This is a genomic window from Mizugakiibacter sediminis, assembly GCF_000953855.2.
Classification (GTDB): Bacteria; Pseudomonadota; Gammaproteobacteria; order Xanthomonadales; family Rhodanobacteraceae; genus Mizugakiibacter; species Mizugakiibacter sediminis.
Map to the genome: position 1 here is coordinate 23,862 of NZ_DF970144.1, position 19,181 is coordinate 43,042.

Below are 19,181 nucleotides of genomic sequence, written 5' to 3' on the forward strand. Positions count from 1 at the left end.
ATGGCCGCCAGCGGCCTGCACGACCATCTCGGCGGCGGCTTCTTCCGCTACTGCGTGGATGCGGCGTGGACGATCCCGCACTTCGAGAAGATGCTGTACGACAACGCGCTGCTGCTGCCGTTGTACGCGCGCGCGGCGCACACGTGGAACGACGCGGCGATGCGCGCCGCCTGCCGCGGCATCGTCGCCTGGCTCGAGGCCGACATGCGCCTCGCCGACGGCGGCTACGCCAGCGCGCGCGACGCCGACAGCGAAGGCGAGGAAGGCCGCTATTACCTGTGGCAGCGCGACGAGGCGCGCGCCCTGCTCGACGACGATGCCTGGTACGCAGCGTCGCGCGTCTGGGGCCTCGACCGCCCGTCCAACTTCGAGGACCGCGCCTGGCACCTGCAGCAGGTGCGCGATGTCGTGGACGTGGCGGCCGAGCTCGGCATCGACGTCCAGACCGCCCGGGCGCGCCTGCAGCGCGCGCGCCAGCGCCTGCTGAAGGCACGCGCGGCGCGCACGCCGCCGCTGCGCGACGACAAGCGGCTGACCGCGTGGAACGCGCTGCTCGCCGCCGGGCTGGCGCGCGCCGCGCGCTGGCTGCCCGGGGACGGTCCCGCGCTGGCGCGGATGGCGGCGGAGATTCTCGAAACCTTGCGCGCCGGCGCGTGGATCGACGGCCGCCTGTACGCCAGCCATGCCGGCGGCCGCGCCCGCTTCCCCGCCTATCTCGACGACCACGCTTTCCTGCTCGACGCGCTGCTGGCGAAGCTGCAGTGCGCCTTCGCGCCGCGCGATCTCGACTGGGCGGTCGCGCTGGCCGAGACCCTGCTGCGACGTTTCGAGGACCGCGAGCGCGGCGGCTTCTGGTTCACCGCGCACGACGCCGAGGCGCTGATCCAGCGTCCCAAGCCGTGGACCGACGACAGCCTGCCGAGCGGCAACGCCGTCGCCGTCGACGCGCTGCTGACGCTGGGCCATTTGCTCGGCGAGACGCGCTATCTCGACGCCGCCGAACGCGCGCTGCGCGCCGCCGCCGCGCCGCTGGCGCAGTATCCCGACGCCTGCCCCACCCTGCTGCGCGCGCTGCGCCATGCGCTGGCGCCGCGCGCGCAGGTGATCGTGCGTTGCACGGAGGCGGAGGCCGAGGCGTGGCGCGCCGCGCTGCGCGCGTTCACGCCGGCGCGCGCCGACGCGTTCCTGATCGCCTCCGACTGCGGCGATCTGCCCGGCGCGCTGGCCGAGCGCGCGCCGCGCGCGGGCGGCGTCGCCTACCTCTGCGAAGGCCCGAGCTGCCGCGCACCGCTCGATTCGCCCGACGCGCTGCGGGCAATGCTGGACGCCCGCGACGCCTCGGCCACCCGCTCGAAAGACGGCCCAGCCTTCCGCCGCGGATGAACGCGGAAAGCGCCGGATGGAGCCGTTCTCGATCCGCGCCCATCCGCGCAAGTCCGCGTCCAGGATTTCCGCCCGGCCCGTGCGGCGGAAGCGCCGCTGCGCGGCGATTCCGCGCTACAGCACCACCGGGCGATCGGGCAGTTCGTCGGCGGCGCCGTGCGGGCGCGGCGGCAGATGGGCGGCCAGCAGCGCGTGGGTGGCGGCGATGCCGGCCTGCGCGCCGCCGATCCAGTCGCCGGCGGCGAAACGCTCGCGCATCGTCGCGCACACCGCGTTCCAGGCCACCGCCGGCACATGCCGCGCGACGCCGCGGTCGGCGACGATCTCGATCGCGCGGTCGGCGAGCAGCAGATAGAGCAGCACGCCGGTGCGGTGTTCGGTGTCCCACACGCGCAGTTGCGCGAACACCTCTTCGGCGCGCTGGCGCGGCGTGCGGCCCTCGAACAGTTCCGGCAGGGGCAACCGCGCCTCCAGCGCGAAGCACACCTCGCCGCCGTGGCGTGCCTCGCCCTCGGCGATCGCAGTCTGGATCGCGTCCATCGCCGCCGGCGGGAAGCGCCGCCGCGCGGGCATCGCGAACACGTGGCGCCACAGGCGCGAGGGCCGCATCACCAGCTCCCCGAGGCGCCGCCGCCACCGGTCATGCCGCCGCCGCCGGAAAATCCGCCGCCGCCGAAGCCGCCGCCGCGTCCGCCCCAACCGCCGCCGCCGAAACCGCCCGGCCAGCCGCCGCCCCAGCCGCCGCGGCGCGCGAAGATGCCGCCGGTGGCGACCGGCAGCAAGCCGACCAGCAGGCCGATGGCGAAGCCCGCCAACGCGAAGCCCCAGCGGCCGCCGCTGAAGAACAGGCTGGCCGCGGCGTTCAGCAGGCCGGTGCCGAGCGCACGGCCGGGCGCGCGCATGCGCCGGAACGGCGTGCGCAGGAACAGCGCCAACGCAAAGGCGAAGAACAGCAGCGGCAACCAGGCGGCGCCCGGCGGCGTCGGCGGGCGCCCTTCCAGCGGCGGCGGCAGCGGTTCGCCGTCGATCAGCTTGGTGAGCGCGTCCACCGCGTCGCTGATGCCGCCGTAGTAGTCGCCCTGGCGGAAGCGCGGCGCGATGTATTCGCGGATGATGCGCGCGGCGGCGGCGTCGGGTATCGCGCCTTCGAGGCCGTAGGCCACCTCGATGCGCACGCGGCGGTCGTCCTTGGCGACGATCAGCAGCGCGCCGTCGTCGATGTTCTTGCGTCCCAGCTTCCACTGGTCGAACACACGCACCGCGTAATCCTCGATGGTGTCCGGCTGCGTGCTCGGCACGATCAGCACGGCGAGCTGCGCGCCCTTGCGCTGCTCCAGCGCGGCGAGGCGCCGTTCGAGATCCTGCGCCTGGCCGGCGGTGAGCGTGCCGGTGGTGTCGGTGACGCGCGTCTGCAGCGGCGGGATCGCCGGCTCGTCCCCCGCGCGCGCGGCGCCCGCCGCGAGCAGCGCGGCGGCGAGCAGCGCCAGCAGCGAGCGCAGCGGGCGGCGCATCGCGGTTCAGCGCGAGCCGGCCGACGCCGGCTGCGGCTGCGAGAAATCGACGGTCGGCGCCGTCGAGATCGTCTTCTCGTTCTCCACCGTGAAGTTCGGCCTGACCTTGTAGCCGAAGATTTTGGCGGTGATCACCGTCGGGAACTGACGGATCAGCGCGTTGTAGTCCTGCACCGCCTTGACGTAGCGGTTGCGCGCCACGGCGATGCGGTTCTCGGTGCCCTCGAGCTGCGCCTGCAGGTTCTGGAACAGGCCGTCGGCCTTGAGGTTGGGATAGTTCTCGCTGACCGCCATCAGCCGCGTCAGCGCGCTGGACAGCTCGCCCTGCGCCTGCTGGAACGCGGCCAGCGCCTTGGGGTCCTCGGCCAGCGCCGGGGTGATCTGGATGCTGCCGACCTTGGCGCGCGCGTTGGTCACCTCGGTCAGCACGCGCTCCTCGTGGCTGGCGTAGCCCTTCACCGTGGCGACCAGATTCGGCACCAGGTCGGCGCGGCGCTGGTACTGGTTCAGCACTTCCGACCAGGCGGCCTTGACCTGCTCGTCGGCGCGCTGGATGGCGTTGTAGCCGCAGCCGGAGAGCAGGACGACGAGGACGACGAGCAGCAGCGAGCGTGCGTGGCGCATGGCGGACCCTCCCGTGTCGGCGCCACGATTGCAGCATGCGCGCAGCACCGCCACAAGCGCCGGACGGCGGTTCGAGGCAAAGCCGGTGTTGCGGGGCGGCGTTTCGCGCCCCTGCGAAACGCCGCGCGGGTCTCCGACCGCGTCAGCCCAGCAGGCGTCCGCCGAGGATCAGGCCCCAGGTCAGCAGCACCAGCAGCATCAGCAGGAACACCGCCGCCGAGCCCATGTCCTTGGCGCGGCCGGCCAGCTCGTGGAATTCCGGGCTGACCTTGTCGACCACGGCCTCGACCGCGGAATTGAGCAGTTCCGCGGACAGCACCAGCACCGGCGTCAGCACCAGCAGCACCTTCTCGACCGGGCCGTGGCCGAGCCACAGCCCCAGCGGCAGCAGCACCACGCACAGGTACAGCTCGAGGCGGAACGAGGCCTCCACGCGGTAGGCCGCGCGCAGGCCCTTCAGCGACCAGATCAGCGCGTTCCAGATCTGGCGCGGGCCGCGCGGTTCGGTGCTGGCCATGGGCGCCCCCTCGCCCGCCGGCTCAGGCCGCGCGCATGGCGCCGCCCGCCGCGGCGGGCTCGCGCCAGGCGATGTCCAGCTCCTTGGCCGCCTTGACGTCGTCCAGCCGGCGCACCGGCGTGGTGCGCGGCGCGTCCTTCAGCGCCTGCGGGTCCTCGGCCGCCTGCTTCAGCAGGTCGGCCATCACCTCGACGAACGCGTCCAGCGTTTCCTTGCTCTCGGTCTCGGTCGGCTCGATCAGCAGGCACTCCGGCACCAGCAGCGGGAAGTAGTTGGTCGGCGCGTGGATGCCGTGGTCGAGCAGCGCCTTGGAGAAGTCCAGCGCGGTGACGCCGCTCTGCTTCTTCTGCGGCGCCACGGTGACGATGAACTCGTGGCTGGCGCGGCGCTCCGGGTAGGCCAGGGTGAAGCCCTTCTCCGCCAGGCGCTTGGCCAGGTAGTTGGCGTTGAGCGTGGCGTACTCGGCGACGCGCACCATGCCCTCGCGGCCGAGCATGCGCGCGTACACGTAGGCGCGCAGCAGCACGCCGGCGTTGCCGGCGAAGCTGGTCAGGCGTCCGATCGACAGCGGGCGGTCCTTCTTGCGCACCCAGCCGTAGCGGCCATCCTCGCGCTTCTCCACCATCGGAATCGGCAGGAACGGCTTCAGGCGCTCGGACACGCCGACCGCGCCCGCGCCCGGACCGCCGCCGCCGTGCGGCGTCGAGAAGGTCTTGTGCAGGTTCATGTGGATGGCGTCGAAGCCCATGTCGCCCGGACGCACCTTGCCGAGGATGGCGTTGAGGTTGGCGCCGTCGTAGTACAGCAGGCCGCCGGCGGCGTGCACCAGGCCGGCGATCTCCTTGATGCGGCGCTCGAACACGCCGATCGTGGAAGGATTGGTCAGCATGATGCCGGCGGTGTTCGGGCCGAGCACCTTCTTCAGCGCCTCGATGTCGATGTCGCCGTCGTCCTTGGTCGGGATCTCCCGCACCGTGCAGCCGCACATCGAGGCGGTGGCCGGGTTGGTGCCGTGCGCGGCGTCGGGCACGATGATCTCGTTGCGCGCGCTGTCGCCGCGATGGCGGTGGTAGGCCATGATCATCGCCACGCCGGCCAGTTCGCCCTGCGCGCCGGCCAGCGGCGCCAGCGACACGCCGCCCTTCATGCCGGTGACGTCGGCCAGCATCTCCTGCAGTTCGTACATGCAGGCCAGGAAGCCCTGGCTCAGCGATTCCGGCGCGTACGGATGGCGCGACAGGAAGCCGTCCAGCATCGCCAGCGTATGGCAGGCGCGCGGGTTGTACTTCATCGTGCACGAGCCCAGCGGATAGAAGTTCGTGTCGATCGAGAAGTTCTTGCGCGACAGGTTGGTGTAGTGGCGCAGCGCCTGCAGTTCGGACACTTCCGGCAGGCCGAGCGCGCTCTTGCGGCGGAACTGCTCGGGAAGGTCGGCGGGAACGGCGGTGTCGGCGGGAAGCTGGGCGGCCGCGATGCGGCCGGGCTGCGAAAGCTCGAAGATCAGCATGACGGTGCCGGCGGGACGGGGCAAAAGGACGGCGTATGATGCCACAAGACGCCGCCCGCGGCCCGGGCCGCGGCATGCCGAAGAGCGCGGCCGGACCGGCGCACGCGGCCATCCGCGCAGCGCTGCGGCAGGGCCGATTCGACCAATGGCTAAGCCGTCCGGCATTGACCCCCGTGGCGCACGGGGCGAATCTTCCACGGTCGATCCGGGGAGGATGGCCATGGGCAACGTCGTCGGCAAGTTCGGCTGGGCGGTGTTCGCGATCTTCGGGGCGTTCTGCCTCGGCACGGTCGCCCTGCACCGCGGCGAGACCATCAACGCCACCTGGCTGGTGGCCGCGGCGATCGCGACCTTCGTGATCGGCTACCGCTTCTACAGCCGCTTCATCGCCGAGCGCGTGCTGCGGCTCGACGCCACGCGCGCCACGCCGGCGCACCTGCGCAACGACGGCCTGGACTACGTACCCACCGACAAGTGGGTGCTGTACGGCCACCACTTCGCCGCGATCGCCGGCGCCGGCCCGCTGGTCGGCCCGGTGCTGGCCGCGCAGATGGGCTACCTGCCGAGCACGCTGTGGATCCTGTTCGGCGTGGTGTTCGCCGGCGCGGTGCAGGACTTCATGATCCTCGGCCTCTCCATCCGTCGCGACGGCAAGTCGCTGGGCGACATGGTGCGCATGGAGATGGGCTCCGCCTCCGGCGTGGTGGCGATGATCGGCGTGCTGATGATCATGATGATCATCCTGGCGGTGCTGGCGCTGGTGGTGGTCAAGGCGCTGACGCACAGTCCATGGGGCACCTTCACCGTCGCCATGACCATCCCGATCGCGCTGCTGATGGGCATCTACCTGCGCTGGCTGCGCCCGGGCAAGGTGCTGGAGGTGTCGGTGATCGGCTTCGTGCTGCTGCTGCTGTCGGTGTGGATCGGCGGCAAGGTGGCGGCCGACCCGTCGTGGGCGCCGCTGTTCGACTACGACGGCCGCGCGCTGGCCTGGATGCTGATCGCCTACGGCTTCTGCGCCTCGGTGCTGCCGGTGTGGCTGCTGCTGGCGCCGCGCGACTACCTCAGCACCTTCCTCAAGATCGGCACCATCCTGCTGCTGGCGGCGGCGATCTTCCTCGCCGCGCCGATGCTGCAGATGCCCGCCATCACCCGCTTCATCGACGGCAGCGGCCCGGTGTTCGCCGGCAACCTGTTCCCGTTCCTGTTCATCACCATCGCCTGCGGCGCGGTGTCGGGCTGGCATTCGCTGATCTCCTCCGGCACCACGCCGAAGATGCTCGCCAACGAGCGCGAGGCGCGCATGATCGGCTACGGCGGCATGCTGATGGAGGCGTTCGTCGCCATCATGGCGCTGATCGCCGCCAGCATCCTGCAGCCGGGCGTGTACTTCGCGATGAACTCGCCGGCCGCGGCGATCGGCGGCACCGTGCAGGAGGCGGCGGCGACGATCAGCCAGTGGGGCTTCGTGGTCACGCCGGACGTGCTGACGCAGACCGCCCGCGAGATCGGCGAGAACACCATCCTGCACCGCGCCGGCGGCGCGCCGACGCTGGCGGTCGGCATGGCGCAGCTGCTGCACGGCATCCTCGGCGGCGAAGGCATGATGGCGTTCTGGTACCACTACGCCATCCTGTTCGAGGCGCTGTTCATCCTCACCACCGTCGACGCCGGCACGCGCGTCGGCCGCTTCATGATCCAGGAGCTGGCCGGCCTGGCCTACCCGCCGCTGAAGAAGACGGAGTCGTGGGGCGCCAACGTGATCGCCACGGTGGCCTGCGTGGCGGCGTGGGGCTATTTCCTCTACCAGGGCGTGGTCGACCCGTTCGGCGGCATCAACACGCTGTGGCCGCTGTTCGGCATCGCCAACCAGATGCTGGCGGCGATCGCGCTGACGCTGTGCTGCGTGATCGTGGTCAAGCTCAAGCGCGAGCGTTACCTGTGGGTGCCCGCGGTGCCGGCGCTGTGGCTGATCGTCTGCACACTGACCGCCGGCTGGCAGAAGCTGTTCCACGACGACCCGAAGATCAGCTTCCTCGCCAGCGCGCGCAAGTTCGCCGCCGGCCTCGCCGAGGGCAAGGTGCTGGCGCCGGCGAAGTCGCTGGAGGAGATGCAGCGCATCATCGCCAACAACTACGTCGACGCCACCCTGTGCGGGCTGTTCATGCTGCTGGTGGTGGCCACCGCGCTGTTCGGCGTGCGCACCATCCTGGCCGCGCGGCGCAGCGCGCAGCCGACCGCGCACGAGGAGCCTTACGTGGCGATGGCGACGATGGCGCGCTGACGCGAGACGGGATAGGCGCGCGAAGACGCCATTCCCGCGCAGGCGGGAAACCCTTTCCGGCCGAGCGTCGAGGGACTGCGGACATGACGACGACAACGCCCTGGCGAAAGATCTGGCGCAAGGCGGTGCAGATGGGCCGCCTGATCGTCGGCGTGCCCGATTACGACACCTACGTCGAGCACATGCGCCGCGTCCATCCCGAGCGGCCGGTGATGAGTTACGAGGCGTTCTTCGCCGAGCGCCTCGAGGCGCGCTACCGCGGCGGCGGCGGGCGCTGCTGCTGAACCGCCGCGGGCCGCCGCGGCGGAACCGGTCTGGCCGGTTCCACCCTACCCCGACGCATCGGCCGCGGGCGGAAGCCGCGACGCGCTTCCGCCGAAACCGCGCCGCGGTTGCAGCCGACGGCCTACGGCGCCGCCGTCCAGCGCTTCAGCCAGTCCTCGACCGTGCGGTGCCACAGCACGCTGTTCTGCGGCTTGGTCACCCAGTGGTTCTCGTCGGGGAAATACAGCAGCCGGCTCTCGATGCCGCGGCGCTGCAGCGCGGTGAACGCGCCCAGGCCCTGCGTCTCCGGGATGCGGTAGTCGCGCCCGCCGTGCACCACCAGCATCGGCACGCGCCAGTCCTTGACGTGGTTCAGCGGATTGAACGCCTCGTAGTTCTCCGGATGCTCGAACTGCGTGCCGCCGTTCTCGTGCTCCTCGAACCACAGCTCCTCGGTGGCGTAGTACATCATGCGCGTGTCGAACACGCCGTCGTGGTCGACCAGGCACTTCCACGGCCGGTTCCACACACCGGCCATCCAGTACACCATGTAGCCGCCGTAGCTGGCGCCGAGCGCGCAGGCGCGGTCGCCGTCGAGGAAGGCGTACTTGTCGAGCGCCGCCTGCCAGCCCTTCTGCAGGTCTTCCAACGGGCGGTCGCCCCAGTGCTGCGAGATCGCGTCGGTGAACGCCTGGCCGTAGCCGGTGGAACCGTGGAAGTTGACGGTGACCACGGCGAAACCGGCGCCGGCGTAGGTCTGCGGATTCCAGCGGTAGTGGAAGTCGTTGCTCCAGGCACCCTGCGGACCGCCGTGGATCAGGAACGCCACCGGGTACTTCTTCCCTTTCTCGTAGCCCGCCGGCTTGACCACGTAGCCCTGCACGGTGTCGCCGTTCCAGCCCTTGAAGGTGAAGAACTCGTAGTCGCCGAAGCGGATGTCCTTCAGGCGTTCGGCGTTGAAGTGCGTGAGCTGCGCGAGCCGCTTGCCGCTGGGCTCGGCGACGTAGAGATCGGTCGGATGCTTGAAGTCCTGGCGGCCGAGCACCAGGCGCTTGCCGGCCAGATCGAAACCGGTGACGGTGCCGCCGTCCACCAGCCTGGTCGCCTTGCCGCTGGCGACGTCGACCGCGAACAGCGGATGCTGGCCCCAGTCGTCGGCGGTGGTGTACAGCGTGCGCCCGTCGGCCGATACCTTCAGCGGGCCGGCGGAGCGGTCCCAGTGCGGATCGACCTCGCGCGTCGCGCCGCTGGCGAGGTCCAGCGCCATGATCGCGAAGCGGTCGGCCTCGAAGCCGGGCGTCTTCATCGCCAGGTAGTACAGCGTCTTGCCGTCCGGCGCGGGCGCGGGGTACGCGTCCCAGGCCGGATTGCCGGCGGTCAGGTCGCGCGGCGCGGCGGCGCCGTCGGCCGGCGCGGCGTAGACGTCGAAGTTGGTCGACCACGGCTCGCTCTTGCCGGCGACGCGCAGGCCGAAGTACACCGTCTTGCCGTCCGGCGAGAACGCGTATTCGCCGGCGTCGCCGTACGGCTTCGACGGCACGTCGCCGTCGAGCCCCTTGCTCACCCAGGCCGGCGCGCCGGACAGCGCGCCGTCGGCGCCGAAACCGTCGACGTAGAGCTGCGAGCGGCGGCCGTCGGACCAGGCGTCCCAATGGCGCACGAACAGGCGGTCGTAGCTGCGGCCCGTGGCCTTGTCCTTTTCGCGCGCGTCCAGCCGCTGCTTCGTGCAGGCCAGGTCGGCGCAGTCGGTGTACACCGCCATCGACAGCGCCACGTGCGTGCCGTCGGGCGACAGCGTGAAGTTGTCGACGTCGAGCGGATAGCGGCTGACCTGCACCGGCGTGCCGCCGGCGGCGGGCACGCGCCAGATCTGGCTGGAACCCGACTTCGAGGACAGGAAGTAGATGTTCTTGCCGTCCGCCGACCAGCGCGGATCGCTGGCGTCGGCGTCGACCAGTTTCCTGGGCCCGGCATCGCGGGCGCCGAGGTCGAGCACCCACAGGCTGTTGACGCCCTTGTTGGCGGCGTAGTCGGTCGAGCGCACGCTGAAGGCGACGTGGCGGCCGTCCGGCGAGGCGACCGGATCGCCGACGCGATCCATCATCACCAGATCCTGCGCATTGAACGGGTGCGGCGCGGCGACGGCGAGCGCCGGACCGACGGCGAGCGCTGCGACGAGCGCGGCAGACAGCGGCTTCATCGGATCCTCCGTGGCGTGCAGTGGCAAACCCGCGGACGGTAAAACCCGCGGGCGGCCGGGCGCAAGCCCCGTCGCGCCCGCGGCGGGAAGGCCGCGCGCCGCGGCTATACTGCCGCGCCCGCCCGATCGCGAACCGCCGCATGTCCGTCGTCGCCCTTCCCGTCGCACGCTCCGACGAGCTGTTCGGTCACCCGAAAGGCCTGTACGTCTGCTTCCTCACCGAGATGTGGGAGCGTTTCTCCTTCTACGGCATGAAGGCGCTGCTGCTGCTGTACCTGGTGAAGCATCACCTGTTCGGCGACGCCGACGGCTACAACCTGGTCGGCGCCTACGGCGGCCTGGTCTACGCGACGCCGGTGATCGGCGGCCTGCTCGCCGACCGCTATCTCGGCATGCGCAAGGCGGTGGTGTTCGGCGGACTGCTGCTGGTGCTGGGCCATCTCGGCATGGCGATCGAAGGGCGGCAGGCGACGGTGGTCGACGGCGTGGTCGTGCGCGACGGCTTCGCCCTGCAGGCGCTCTACTTCTCGCTGGCGCTGATCGTCACCGGCGTCGGCTTCCTCAAACCGAACATCTCCACCATCGTCGGCAAGCTCTATGCGGAGAACGATCCGCGTCGCGATTCCGGCTTCAGCCTGTTCTACGCCGGCATCAACCTCGGCGCGACCATCGCCGGCGTGCTGTGCGGCTGGCTGGGCGAGACCTACGGCTGGGGCTGGGGCTTCGGCGTCGCCGGCGTCGGCATGCTCGCGGGCCTGGTCAACTTCCTGTATGGCCAGAAGCATCTGCATGGCCATGCCGAACCGCCCGCGCCGGCGCGGCTGCGCGAACGCGTGCTCGGGCCGCTGACCCGCGAGCAGGCGATCTATCTCGGCGCGATCGGCGGCGTGGTCGTGATCTGGAGCCTGGTGCAGGCCCACTCGCTGTTCCTGAAGATCGTGCCGGGCGTGTTCGAGCCGAGCCCGGTGCTGCTCGGCATGCACCTGGTCGCGCTCGCCCTGCTCGGCGGCATCCTCTGGTTCATGTTCGCGCGCTGCACGCGCGTGCAGCGCCGGCAGATGGCGGTGGTGCTGGTTTTCGTCACGTTCTGCCTGATGTTCTTCGCGCTGTACATGCAGACCTACAGCTCGTGGGTGCTGTTCTCCGACCGCGCCATGAACCGCGAGGCGCTGGGCCTGACCTGGACCGCCGGCGCGCTGACCTCGCTGGGCGCGTTCTTCATCCTGGTGCTGGCGCCGGCCTTCGCCTGGCTGTGGCCGCGGCTGGAGCGCGCCGGATACAACCCGAGCAAGCCGGTGAAGGCGGCGCTCGGGCTGTTCCTCGCCGGAGCGTCGTTCCTGGTGCTGGCGTGGAGCGCGCGTCATCCGCAGGCGAACGGGCTGGCCGGCATCGGCTGGTTCGTGCTCGCCTACTTCGTGCTCGAAGTCGGCGAGATGCTGTTGTCGCCGATCGGCCTGTCGGCGGTGACGCAACTGTCGGTGCCGCGCGTGGTCGGCCTGATGATGGGCGGCTGGTTCCTCGGCCTGTCCTATTCCGAGATGCTGGCGGCCGCGCTGAGCAAGCTGTCGGCGATCGCCGTTCCGCAAGACGCCACGCTCGATGTCGCCGCGGCCCTGGCCGGCTACGACAGGCTGTTCGTGTTCTCCGCCAAGATCGGTTTCCTCGGCGGCCTGGTCGCACTGGCGCTGGTGCCGCTGCTGAAGCGCTGGATGCACGGCGTGAAGTAGCCGCGTGCGGACGCTGCGGGCGCCTCCGAGCCACCGCCCCGATTGGCGAGGGCGGCCATGGCCGCGACCGGAGCGTCGTTGGGGAGAATGCCGCTGCCGAGGCAACGCGGCCGGACGGGGCTCACGCGGGAACCGACGCGGCGGCGACGCCCCGCCGCCATGCCGTCCGGCATCGCTTCAACGGGTGGCCGTGGCGGCAGGCGTGCCGATGTTGCTGTCGAGGAACTGCACCACCCTGGCGTACATTTCGGCGACATTGGCCTCGTCGTAGAAGCCGTGCGCTTCGTTCGGCTGGTACAGCCACTCGTGCGCGATGCCCCGCTCCAGCAGCTTGGCGTGCAGGCTCTCGCCCTGCACCGGCGGCACGCGCCGGTCGCGGCCGCCGACGATCAACATCACCTTGGCCTTGAGCCGGTCGAGGTTGTAGAGCGGCGAACGCCGCGCCAGTTCGTCCATGTCCTCGCCAAGCACGCGCATCAGGTAATTCTCGCCGGCGAAGGATTGCGGCACGTCGCCGCGGGTGTACATCAGCCGCAGGTCGTACACGCCCACGTAGCCGATCGTGCAACGGTAGAGGTCAGGTTCCTTCACCGCGCCCTCCAGCGCGGCGTAGCCGCCGTAGCTGGCGCCCATGATGCAGATGCGGTCCGGATCGGCGATGCCCTGCGCGATCGCCCAACGCGTGGCGTCGGTGACGTCGTCCTGCATCTTGCCGCCCCACTCGCGCCAGCCGGCGCGCTCGAAATCGTAGCCGTAGCCGCCGGAACCGCGGAAGTTCACCTGCAGCACGGCGTAGCCGCGCGTCGCCAATGCCTGCACGTCGGGATCGTAGTCCCAGCCGTCGCGCTCGCCGTACGGGCCGCCGTGCACCAGCACCACCATCGGCAGGTGCTTCGCCTCCTCCTTGCCGGGCGGCAGGCTGAGGTAGCCCTGCAGCTTCAGCCCGTCGCGGGCGACGACCTCGATCGGCTGCTTGCCGGCCATCTGCTCCGGCTTGATCCAGGCGGCGCGCGCGAACAGCTCGGTCAGTTTCTTCGTCTTGCGGTCCAGCAGATAGAACGCACCGGGATCCGCGTCGGCCTCCACGCGCACCACGGCGCGGCTGCCGTCGCGCGTGCCGGAGACGAAGCGCACGCTCTCGCCGGGGAACTGCTGCATCAGCGCGATCAGCGCCTGCACGTCGGCCGCGTTGCGGTCGAACACCGACAGGCCAGGACGCCCGTCGGTGAAACTCACGCCCACCACGGAATCGTCGGCCAGGCCGTGCAGCAAACCGTCCGGTTCGACCCGCGGATTGCTCCACACCGGTTCCAGTGCGCGTTTGGCGGGATCCCAGCGGCACACGCCGAAGCCGCCGCCGGCAGGACAGGCGAAATAGGCGACGCTGTCGTCGCGCGCGAATGCCAACGGATAGGCGCGGCCCTCGCCGCCGGCCTCGGTCAGCCGTTGCCAGTCGCCGCCGTCGAGCGGGCGCAGGTAGACCTTGAGATTGCCGTAGGCGTCCGGCCCGTAGGCGAAGCGGATGCGGCCGTGGTGGTCGGCCACGAATTCGGCTCGACGCATGGGCGCGGTGACGATACGTGTCTTGGTACCGTCGCGCACGTCGAGGCGATACGCCGTCGGCAACGCGCCTTCCAGGCCCGCGGCGTCCCAGTCGCTGACCGCGATCAGGGCGTGATCGGGGTCGTCGGGGATCGCCGCGACGAACTCGGCATAACCGCGTTCGGCCACCGCCTTCTGGATGTGCGAGCCGGTGCTCATGCCGGTCTTGCGGAAGCCGTACAGCATGTCCGCGCCGGTGCCGTCGGCGTTGACGGCGAACAGCTCGCCCGTCGCCAGCGGTGCGTCGTAGCCGCCCCAGCGCATCCCCACGGTGTAGAGCACGCGTTTCGGCGACACCCACCAGAAATCGATCACGTCGTCTTCCTGGCGCGGCCGTACCACCATCGCCTTCATGTCGGCGACGTGGATCAGCGCCAGCACGGTCTGGCCGTCGACCACGGCGGTGGCGGCGAGATACTCGCCGTCGGGCGAGATCTTGACGTCCTTGTATTGCTCGTGCCGCGCCAGATCCGCAAACGCCACCGGCGCCGCATGCGCCATCCATCCCGCACAGCCGAGCGCCAGTGCGGCCAGCAAGCGAAACAGTCGCATCGTCATCCCCTCATCGTTCCCTGAACGAGCCGCACGTTGCATGCGGCTCCCGCCCCGCCTCCCAATCTAGCAGCGGCATCGCGGCGGCGCGAGTGCGCGAACAGCCCGCGACGCGGCGGCCGCTCAGGCCAGTTCGCCGACGACCTGCGTCAGGTCGTCCCGCCATTCCGGCAGGTGCAGGCCAAAGGTTTCGCGCAAGCGCGTGGTGTCCAGCACCGACCAGGCCGGGCGGCGCGCCTGGGTCGGATACGCGCGGGTGGGGATGGCCTCGACCCGCGGGGCGCGCGCGATCACGCCGGCGGCGGCGGCCTGCGCGAAGATCGCCCGCGCGAAGTCGCACCAGGTGGTCCGGCCCGACGCGACCAGATGGTGCGTGCCGAGCGCGGCGCGGCGGCGCGGTGCGTCCCAGTCCAGCCAGCGCGCCAGCGCCGCGGCGGTGGCGGCGGCGATCAGCCGCGCGGAGGTGGGCGCGCCGTGCTGGTCGTCGACCACGGCGAGACGTTCGCGCTCGCCGGCCAGGCGCAGCATGGTGCGCAGGAAGTTGTGGCCGCGCGCGGCGTACACCCACGCCGTGCGCAGGATCAGGTGGTCGGCGCCGCTGGCGCGCAGCGCCTGCTCGCCGGCCCACTTGCTGCGGCCGTAGGCGCCGAGCGGGCCGGGCGGATCGTCCTCGCGGTAGGGCCGCGCCGCGCTGCCGTCGAACACGTAGTCGGTGGAGTAGTGCACGACCAGCGCGCCGTGCCGCGCCGCCCAGCGGCCCAGCACGCCGGGCGCCTCGCCGTTGGCGCGCATGGCGGCCTCCGGTTCGTCCTCGGCGCGGTCGACCGCGGTGTAGGCGGCGGCGTTGACGATCACCCGCGGCATCGCGCGATCGAGCAGCGCGGGCAGCGTCGCGGGCGCGTCGAGGTCGGCGCGCTCGCAGGCGCCGCCGCCCGGCAGCACGCCGCCGCGCGTGGTGGCGGTCACGTCGCCCAGCGGCGCCAGCGCGCGCAGCAGCTCGAAGCCGACCTGGCCGTTGGCGCCGAGCAGCAGCAGCCTCACGCGCGGTACTCCGGCAGGCGCTCGGGCGGCACCTCGGCCAGGAACGGCGCCTTGGCGTCCTTCTCCGACAGCAGCGGCGCGCTGACCGGCCAGTCGATGGCGAGGTCGCCGTCGTTCCAGCGCACGGCGGCGTCGGCGGCGCGGTCGTACAGCGCCGTGCAGTGGTACATGAAGGTGGCGTGTTCCGACAGCACGCAGAAGCCGTGCGCGAACCCTTCCGGGATCCAGAAATGGCGCTTGTTGTCGGCGGACAGGATGGCCGCCGTCCAGCGCCCGAAGTCCGGCGAGCCGCGGCGGATGTCCACCGCCACGTCGTAGACCTCGCCCTCCAGCACGCTGACCAGCTTGCCCTGCGGATGCGGCCACTGGTAATGCAGGCCGCGCAGCACGCCGCGCGCCGAGCGCGAGACGTTGGTCTGCACGATGTTGAGTGCGATGCCGATCGCGGCGAACTTGCCGGCGTGGAAGCTCTCGTAGAAGTAGCCGCGGCCGTCGCCGTGCACCACCGGCTCGATCACGCACGTACCGGGCAGGTCGGTGTCGATGCGCCTCACCGCACCGCCCCCTGCCGCACCAGCCGCTGCAGGTACTGGCCGTAGCCGGTCTTGGCCAGCGGCGCGGCCAGGCGCAGCACCTGCTCGGCGTCGATCCAGCCGTGGTGGTAGGCGATCTCCTCCGGACAGCACACCTTCAAACCTTGCCGGTTCTCGATGGTCTCGATGTAGTTGGCCGCCTGCACCAGCGAGTCGTGCGTGCCGGTGTCCAGCCAGGCGAAACCGCGGCCCAGCGGTTCCAGCATCAGGCTGCCGTCCTCGAGGTAGCGGCGGTTGAGATCGGTGATCTCCAGCTCGCCGCGCGGCGACGGCTCGAGCTCGGCGGCGTAATCGCAGGCGCGGGCGTCGTAGAAGTACAGCCCGGTCACCGCGTAGTTCGACTTCGGCTGCGCCGGCTTCTCCTCCAGGCCGATCACGCGGCCCGCCGGGTCGAACTCGGCGACGCCGTAGCGCTCGGGATCGTTGACCCAGTAGCCGAACACCGTCGCCCCGTGGGTGCGCGCGGCGGCGCGTTGCAGCAGCTCGGTCAGGCCGTGGCCGTAGAACAGGTTGTCGCCGAGGATCAGGCAGCTCGGCTGGCCGGCGACGAAGTCGCGGCCGATCAGGAAGGCCTGCGCCAGCCCGTCCGGCGAGGGCTGCACCGCGTAGGAGATGGCGATGCCCCACTGCGAGCCGTCGCCCAGCAGGCGCTGGAACAGCGGCTGCTCGTGCGGCGTGTTGATCACCAGCACCTCGCGGATGCCGGCCAGCATCAGCGTGGCCAGCGGGTAGTAGATCATCGGCTTGTCGTACACCGGCAGCAGCTGCTTGCTGACCGCCTGCGTGATCGGATACAGCCGCGTGCCGGAGCCGCCGGCGAGGATGATGCCTTTCTTGGTGGTCATGCGATCTCCCTGTGCCTCGGCGCTCACGCGGCGCCGAGGCGCTCCATGCGGTAGCTGCCGTCCAGCACGCGCCGCACCCAGGCTTGGTGGGCCAGGTACCAGTCGACGGTGCGCGCGATGCCGCTCTCGAAACTCTGCGTCGGCCGCCAGCCCAGCTCGCGCTGCAGCTTGGAGGCGTCGATCGCGTAGCGGCGGTCGTGGCCGGGGCGGTCCTTGACGTAGGTGATCAGGCTCTCGTGGCGGCGGCCGCCGGCCAGCGGGCGGCGCTCGTCCAGCAGCGCGCAGATCGTCTTCACCACCTGGATGTTCTCGCGCTCGGCGTCGCCGCCGACGTTGTAGGTCTCGCCCACCCGGCCGGCCTCGAGCACCCGCAGGATCGCCGCGCAGTGGTCGCCCACGTACAGCCAGTCGCGCACGTTGCGGCCGTCGCCGTACACCGGCAGCGGCTCGCCGGCCAGCGCCTTCTGGATGGTCAGCGGAATCAGCTTCTCCGGAAACTGGTACGGACCGTAGTTGTTCGAGCAGTTGGTAGTCAGCGTCGGCAGCCCGTAGGTGTGGTGGAACGCCCGCACCAGATGGTCGGAGGCCGCCTTCGAGGCCGAATAGGGCGAGTTCGGCGCGTAGGCCGTCGTCTCGGTGAACTTGCCGGTCGGCCCCAGCGAGCCGTACACCTCGTCGGTGGACACGTGCAGGAAGCGGAAGCCGGCCTGCCGCTCCGCGGGCAGCGCGCGCCAGTAATCGCGCGCGCACTCCAGCAGCGCCAGCGTGCCGACCACGTTGGTCTGCACGAACGCCGCCGGGCCGTCGATCGATCGGTCCACGTGCGATTCGGCGGCGAAGTTGACGATCGCGTCCGGCCGGTGCTGCTCCAGCAGCCGCCGCACCAGCGCGGCGTCGCCGATGTCGCCGTGCACGAACACGTGGTCGGTGCGGCCCTCGAGCGTCGCCAGCGTGTCCGGGTTGCCGGCGTAGGTCAGCTTGTCCAGGTTGACCACCCGGCAGCCGCCCCGCGCCAGCACGTCCAGCACGAAATTGCCGCCGATGAAACCGGCACCGCCGGTGACCAGGAGGGTTTTCATGGGGTCGGGAGTCCTTCTCGGTGGGCCGGACGAATGCGAGTGCGCCATTGTGCCAGCGGAGCGGGGCCGGGCGCAGGCTGGCCGCCCTGCCCGGCCGGCCCGTCCGGACCGTGCCCTCCGTCACACCCCGCCCGCGCGGCTGGTACGGAACGTGCTGTGACACCCCGTGACAATCCTCAGGGGGATTCCATCATGGCCAAGGCCATCCAGGCCGGTTTCACGCTGATCGAGCTGATGATCGTGGTCGCGATCATCGCCATCCTCGCGGCGATCGCGATTCCGGCGTATCAGGACTACGTCATCCGCAGCCAGGTATCCGAGGGGCTCTCGCTATCCACGGGCGCCAAGGCGGCGGTATGGGACTTTGTCGCCAATACGGGCCGTCGGCCGGGGTCCAACGCCTCAGCCGGACTGGCACAGCCGCAGTCCATCGCGGGCAAGTACGTCTCGCGAGTCGGCGTGGGATCCGACGGCGGCGGCACCGCCGGGGTGATCCAGGTCACTTTCGGTGGCCCCAAGGCCAACAAAGCCCTTCGGGATGGACCGGCGACGCTCGAACTGTCGCCCGTGACTCAAGCCGGCAGCATCCTGTGGGTGTGCCGCAGCACGATGCCGGGCAAGTACCTCCCTTCGGCCTGTCGATCCTGACCAAATGCGTCATCTCCTGCCCCAGTGCGTCAAGCGCACCCAGCGAATTCGATCCGAAAGGTTTGGCTTGCGGCACCTGTGACCGTATTCCCGAAACTCGGGTTGCATCGATCCCGTGACCCTCTGCACAATCCCAAGCACTGCAACATCCCGCCGGTGTCTGCAGCGCCGAAATGGCATGGAAGATGCTGAATTTCGGGAGAGCTTCTGGTCGTTCCTGCCGGACGGTCGAAGGGAGCGGATCTTCTGATCCGAAGGCTGGGGCTCAGGGGGCACCAAACCGGTTAGCTAGCTATCTGAAGAGAGGGACTACCATGAAGAAGATTCAACAGGGTTTCACGCTGATCGAGCTGATGATCGTCGTGGCGATCATCGCGATCCTGGCGGCCATCGCGATCCCGGCCTACCAGGACTACGTGATCCGCTCGCAGGTGTCCGAGGGCCCGGCTCTGGCGGACGGCGCCAAGACCGCGGTCGCCGAGTTCTACACCAACACGGGTCGCCCGCCCGGCAGCAACGCGTCGGCGGGCTTGGCCAGCCCGGCGAGCATCGGCGGCAAGTACGTAGGCAGCGTCACGGTGGGTGCCAACGGCCTGCTGACCATCCACTATGGCACCAACGGCAACCCCGCCTTCGGCAATAAGGTCAACACCAAGATCAACAACAATGAACTCACCCTGTCGCCGATCACCAGCACCGGCAGCATGAACTGGGTATGCACGACTCGCGGCCTGAGTGCCGGCGTGCCGGACAAGTACCTGCCGTCCTCCTGCCGTTGATACGCTGAGCCGTTATCACGGAGTA

The 19,181-nt window shown here is 70.6% G+C and carries 17 protein-coding genes; 6 read left to right on the forward strand and 11 right to left on the reverse strand.

The features are described from left to right. On the forward strand, positions 1-1,383 hold a 1,383-nt coding region (locus tag MBSD_RS15295), incomplete at its 5' end, for a thioredoxin domain-containing protein (RefSeq protein ID WP_062534404.1). Between the two features lie 114 nt (positions 1,384-1,497). Here the strand turns inward: MBSD_RS15295 and MBSD_RS01515 are convergent. From MBSD_RS01515 to gcvPB, 5 genes are all read right to left on the reverse strand, one after another. Next, on the reverse strand, positions 1,498-1,992 hold the full coding sequence (locus MBSD_RS01515) for a TPM domain-containing protein (RefSeq protein WP_062534406.1): 495 nt from the start codon (positions 1,990-1,992) through the stop codon (positions 1,498-1,500). Continuing rightward, entirely contained in the window at positions 1,992-2,894 is a 903-nt protein-coding gene (locus tag MBSD_RS01520; RefSeq protein ID WP_062534409.1) for a TPM domain-containing protein, read from the reverse strand. Before MBSD_RS01520 ends, MBSD_RS01515 begins: the two co-directional genes overlap by 1 nt. Positions 2,895-2,900: 6 nt before the next feature. Then, positions 2,901-3,518 (reverse strand): LemA family protein, encoded by a 618-nt coding sequence (locus MBSD_RS01525; protein ID WP_062534411.1) that lies wholly within the window; start codon positions 3,516-3,518, stop codon positions 2,901-2,903. Between the two features lie 142 nt (positions 3,519-3,660). Next, on the reverse strand, positions 3,661-4,035 hold the full coding sequence (locus MBSD_RS01530; RefSeq protein ID WP_062534413.1) for a diacylglycerol kinase: 375 nt from the start codon (positions 4,033-4,035) through the stop codon (positions 3,661-3,663). A 22-nt stretch (positions 4,036-4,057) separates the two neighbouring features. After that, complete coding sequence (gene gcvPB, locus MBSD_RS01535; RefSeq protein WP_062534415.1) at positions 4,058-5,542, reverse strand: aminomethyl-transferring glycine dehydrogenase subunit GcvPB; 1,485 nt, start codon at positions 5,540-5,542, stop codon at positions 4,058-4,060. Between the two features lie 220 nt (positions 5,543-5,762). Between gcvPB and MBSD_RS01540 the strand changes: the two genes are divergently transcribed. Next, positions 5,763-7,826 carry a carbon starvation CstA family protein gene (locus MBSD_RS01540; protein ID WP_062534417.1) on the forward strand — a complete coding sequence of 688 codons (2,064 nt, stop codon included), beginning with the start codon at positions 5,763-5,765 and terminating at the stop codon, positions 7,824-7,826. Between the two features lie 83 nt (positions 7,827-7,909). Then, the gene (locus MBSD_RS01545; RefSeq protein ID WP_062534419.1) at positions 7,910-8,110 is read left to right on the forward strand and encodes a YbdD/YjiX family protein; all 201 of its coding nucleotides are present in this window, start codon (positions 7,910-7,912) and stop codon (positions 8,108-8,110) included. Between the two features lie 122 nt (positions 8,111-8,232). Here MBSD_RS01545 and MBSD_RS01550 read toward each other — a convergent pair whose 3' ends face one another. Then, entirely contained in the window at positions 8,233-10,290 is a 2,058-nt protein-coding gene (locus MBSD_RS01550; RefSeq protein WP_062534420.1) for an alpha/beta hydrolase family protein, read from the reverse strand. A 140-nt stretch (positions 10,291-10,430) separates the two neighbouring features. On the opposite strand from MBSD_RS01550, the gene MBSD_RS01555 reads away from it, so the two are divergent. Continuing rightward, a complete protein-coding gene (locus MBSD_RS01555) occupies positions 10,431-12,017 on the forward strand; it encodes a peptide MFS transporter (protein WP_114693179.1) in 1,587 nt (528 codons plus the stop codon). Between the two features lie 177 nt (positions 12,018-12,194). Here the strand turns inward: MBSD_RS01555 and MBSD_RS01560 are convergent, their stop codons facing one another. The 5 genes from MBSD_RS01560 to rfbB all read right to left on the reverse strand — a co-directional run bounded on the left by MBSD_RS01560 (position 12,195) and on the right by rfbB (position 17,729). Beyond that, positions 12,195-14,177, reverse strand: a complete 1,983-nt coding sequence (locus tag MBSD_RS01560) for a S9 family peptidase (RefSeq protein WP_237071719.1) — start codon at positions 14,175-14,177, stop codon at positions 12,195-12,197. Between the two features lie 117 nt (positions 14,178-14,294). After that, positions 14,295-15,212, reverse strand: coding sequence for a dTDP-4-dehydrorhamnose reductase (gene rfbD, locus MBSD_RS01565; protein WP_062534422.1), 918 nt, complete (start codon positions 15,210-15,212; stop codon positions 14,295-14,297). Continuing rightward, on the reverse strand, positions 15,209-15,766 hold the full coding sequence (gene rfbC / locus MBSD_RS01570; RefSeq protein WP_062534424.1) for a dTDP-4-dehydrorhamnose 3,5-epimerase: 558 nt from the start codon (positions 15,764-15,766) through the stop codon (positions 15,209-15,211). The genes rfbD and rfbC overlap by 4 nt, the downstream gene beginning before the upstream one ends. Next, the gene (gene rfbA / locus MBSD_RS01575) at positions 15,763-16,650 is read right to left on the reverse strand and encodes a glucose-1-phosphate thymidylyltransferase RfbA (protein ID WP_062534426.1); all 888 of its coding nucleotides are present in this window, start codon (positions 16,648-16,650) and stop codon (positions 15,763-15,765) included. Before rfbA ends, rfbC begins: the two co-directional genes overlap by 4 nt. Before the next feature lie 23 nt (positions 16,651-16,673). Further along, the gene (gene rfbB / locus MBSD_RS01580) at positions 16,674-17,729 is read right to left on the reverse strand and encodes a dTDP-glucose 4,6-dehydratase (protein WP_062534428.1); all 1,056 of its coding nucleotides are present in this window, start codon (positions 17,727-17,729) and stop codon (positions 16,674-16,676) included. A 192-nt stretch (positions 17,730-17,921) separates the two neighbouring features. Between rfbB and MBSD_RS01585 the strand changes: the two genes are divergently transcribed. Further along, the gene (locus MBSD_RS01585; protein ID WP_062534430.1) at positions 17,922-18,377 is read left to right on the forward strand and encodes a pilin; all 456 of its coding nucleotides are present in this window, start codon (positions 17,922-17,924) and stop codon (positions 18,375-18,377) included. A gap of 314 nt (positions 18,378-18,691) precedes the next feature. Further along, positions 18,692-19,156, forward strand: a complete 465-nt coding sequence (locus MBSD_RS01590) for a pilin (protein ID WP_062534432.1) — start codon at positions 18,692-18,694, stop codon at positions 19,154-19,156. Positions 19,157-19,181 lie beyond the last annotated feature (25 nt).